Origin of the sequence: Streptomyces sp. NRRL S-495, assembly GCF_000966955.1 — a bacterium.
Lineage (GTDB): Bacteria > Actinomycetota > Actinomycetes > Streptomycetales > Streptomycetaceae > Kitasatospora > Kitasatospora purpeofusca.
The window spans coordinates 1-2,994 of the sequence record NZ_JZWY01000225.1; the positions used below are offsets into that span (position 1 = coordinate 1).

The 2,994-nt window shown below is 72.4% G+C and carries 4 protein-coding genes; 2 read left to right on the forward strand and 2 right to left on the reverse strand.

Annotated elements, in window-relative coordinates; translation table 11 throughout:
* A partial coding sequence (locus VR45_RS13535; RefSeq protein ID WP_045939980.1) for a helix-turn-helix domain-containing protein occupies positions 1–978 on the reverse strand: 978 nt, incomplete at its 3' end.
* 170 nt (positions 979–1,148) lie between these two features.
* Positions 1,149–2,282: a cobalt-precorrin-5B (C(1))-methyltransferase gene (locus VR45_RS13540; protein ID WP_045939981.1), complete on the reverse strand. Its 1,134-nt coding sequence runs from the start codon at positions 2,280–2,282 to the stop codon at positions 1,149–1,151.
* 128 nt (positions 2,283–2,410) lie between these two features.
* On the opposite strand from VR45_RS13540, the gene VR45_RS13545 reads away from it, so the two are divergent.
* Together VR45_RS13545 and VR45_RS13550 are read left to right on the forward strand one after the other, a co-directional pair.
* Positions 2,411–2,674 carry a type II toxin-antitoxin system prevent-host-death family antitoxin gene (locus VR45_RS13545; RefSeq protein ID WP_045939983.1) on the forward strand — a complete coding sequence of 88 codons (264 nt, stop codon included), beginning with the start codon at positions 2,411–2,413 and terminating at the stop codon, positions 2,672–2,674.
* Positions 2,671–2,931, forward strand: a complete 261-nt coding sequence (locus tag VR45_RS13550; protein ID WP_045939982.1) for a type II toxin-antitoxin system RelE/ParE family toxin — start codon at positions 2,671–2,673, stop codon at positions 2,929–2,931. The genes VR45_RS13545 and VR45_RS13550 overlap by 4 nt, the downstream gene beginning before the upstream one ends.
* Positions 2,932–2,994 lie beyond the last annotated feature (63 nt).

Here is a 2,994-nt window from a genome sequence, read left to right on the forward strand (position 1 = left end):
CAGCTCGGAGGAGGTGACCACGGCGGCGGCGAGCAGGCTCATCGCCTCCACCGGGTCCTCGGCCGGGGTGTAGTCGACGTCGCAGGTGATCTCGGGAACGCCGTGCACGGTGAGGGTGGTGGTGCCGACGCCGTCGATCCGCACGCCCAGCTTCTCCAGGAAGAAGCAGAGGTCCTGGACCATGTAGTTGGGCGAGGCGTTGCGGATGACGCTGACGCCGTCGTGGTGGGCGGCGGCGAGCAGGGCGTTCTCGGTGACGGTGTCCCCGCGCTCGGTCAGCACGATCGGCCGGTCCATCGGCGTGCCGGGCTGGACCGAGGCGTGGTAGGCGCCGCCGGTGGTGGCGACCTCCAGGCCGAACCGGCGCAGCGCGGTGAGGTGCGGCTGCACGGTGCGGGTGCCGAGGTCGCAGCCGCCGGCGTAGGGGATGGCGAAGTTGTCGGCGCGGTGCATCAGCGGGCCGAGGAACATCAGCACGCTGCGGGTGCGGCGGGCGGCCTCGACGTCCATGCCGGCCAGGTCGAGCTCGGCGGGCGGGGTGAGTTCGAGGTCGCGGCCGTCGTTGGTCCAGCGGCTCCTGACGCCGATGCTGTTGAGCACTTCGAGGATGCGGTAGACCTCCTCGATCCGGGCGACGCTGCGCAGGGTGGTGCGGCCGGTGGTCAGCAGCGAGGCGCAGAGGATGGCGACGCAGGCGTTCTTGCTGCTGCGGACGTCGATCGCGCCGGAGAGGGTGGTGCCGCCGGCGACCCGCAGGTGCATCGGGCCGGAGTAGCCGAGGGAGACGATCTCGCTGTCGAGCGCTTCGCCGATGCGGGCGATCATCTCAAGGCTGACGTTCTGCTTGCCCTGCTCGATGCGGTTGACCGCGCTCTGGCTGGTGCCGAGGGCCTCGCCGAGCTGGGCCTGGGACCAGCCGCGGTGCTGACGCGCGGTGCGGATGAGGGTGCCGATACGGGTGAGGTAGTCGCCTGTCACTCGCCAGACGATATCTCATGGCTGAGATAGCAACAGAACCGACCCCGGGCGTGGCGCGACTTTTGTCCGTTTCTCACCCCGTATGAGCGTCAGATCTTCACATCATGGCGAGGTTCTCGGGACACTCTCGGGACACTCCTGGAACGGAACTCCCCGACGGAGGACGGCCCTCAGGGCCCCAGCGGTTCCGCGCGGCCCACGATCGTCCCCGCCCGGTCGATGCAGATGACGTCCACCGCGACCGGCGAACCGACCAGCACCCCGAGCGCGGTGGCCCGGGCCGCCTCGGCCACCAGGTCGCCCAGCGGCACCCCGGCCGCCCGGCAGAGCTGGATCGCCTCAAGACCGGTGTTGGCCGCCGCGACCGCCGACGCCAGCTCCTCGTCCGCGCCGCCCGCGCGGGCCAGCCCGGCCAGGTACCCCTGGTCCACCTGGGAGCGCGCCGAGTGCAGGTCGAGGTGGCCGGCGGCGAGCTTGGAGAGCTTGGCGAAACCGCCGGCGACGGTCAGCCTCGGCACCGGGTGGCGCTTGAGGTACTTGAGCACGGCGCCCGCAAAGTCGCCCATGTCGAGCAGCGCGTCCTCGGGCAGGCCGTGCACCGCCGCGGCCACCTTCTCCGAGGTCGAACCGGTGCAGCCGGCCACATGGGTGCGCCCGGCGGCCCGCGCCACGTCCACCCCGCGCCGGATCGAGTCGATCCAGGCGGAGCAGGAGTAGGGGACGACGATGCCGGTGGTGCCGAGGACGGAGAGCCCGCCGAGGATGCCGAGGCGGGGGTTCCAGGTGGACCGGGCGAGCTCCTCGCCGTGGTCGATCGACACCTCCACCACCACGTCCCCGCTGCCGCCGCACTCGGCCGCGACCTCGGCGACGGCATCCCGGATCATCTGCCGGGGCACCGGGTTGATGGCGGGTTCGCCGACCGGCAGCGGCAGCCCGGCCTTGGTGACCGTCCCCACCCCCGGCCCGGCCCGGAACACCACGCCCGCTCCCGGCTCCCCCGCCCGCACGGTGGACCGCACCAGCGCGCCGTGGGTGACGTCCGGATCGTCCCCGGCGTCCTTCACCACCCCGGCCGTCGCCCGCCGCCCGCCGTCCGGCTCCTCGGCCATCAGCTCCGCCGCGAGCGCGAAGGCCGGCCGCTGCCCCTTCGGCAGCGTGATCTCCACCGGGTCCGGGAACACCCCGGTGAGCAGCGCCCGGTAGGCGGCCTTGGTCGCCGCCGTGGCACACGCCCCGGTCGTCCACCCGTGCCGCAGCCCACTGCTTCGCAGCTGCCCGGCCCGCCCGCCGACCTCGCCCATGTCCCGCACCGTCTCCCTGCCGTTCGTCCGTCGATCGGGACATCATGCTCCACTGCCGCCGCACCGGCTCCTCGGCGGGGTCCGCGAACGCCATTGTGTACACCTGGAACACTTCGTACACTCGGAGCATGAGCGAGCAGCCTGTGCAGACCGTTTCGATTCGCGAGGCCCGCGAGCACCTCGCCGACGTCGTCGACCGCGCGGAGCGGGACGAGCCGACCGTCATCACCCGGCGTGGACGGGAGGTCGCCGCCGTCGTCCCGATAGAGCTGTTGCGCGAGTACCGGCAGTGGGAGGAGCGCGAACTGATGCGCCTCATCGAGGAGCGCCGCGACGAGCCCACCTACTCGCTGGACGAGGTCATGGCCGAGACCCTGGCCAGGCCGGAGTGAAGTACAGCACGCGCTTCACCGAGTCGGCCCGCGGCGAGCTGCGCAAGCTGCCCCGGACGACGGCGATCCTGGTCCTGCGCAAGCTCGCCGAGCTCGAACAGGACCCCTACGGCTTCCACACCACCGCGCTGGTGGGATCGCCCGACCACCGCCGTCTGCGGGTGGGCGACCACCGGGTGGTCTACACCGTCGACGGCGGGCTGCTGCTCGTCCTGGTGGTCCGGGTCGGCCATCGTTCCGAGGTCTACCGCGACTGACGCACGCGCTGCCGGCCGGGAGTTCCCGACCGGCATCCGCCCGTGCGGCCCGATCCGCCCCGG

Coding starts and splice junctions, on each gene's coding strand:
- VR45_RS13545 (WP_045939983.1), top strand. CDS start 2,411: ATGAGCGAGCAGCCTGTGCAGACCGTTTCGATTCGCGAGGCCCGCGAG.
- VR45_RS13540 (WP_045939981.1), bottom strand. CDS start 2,282: ATGGGCGAGGTCGGCGGGCGGGCCGGGCAGCTGCGAAGCAGTGGGCTG.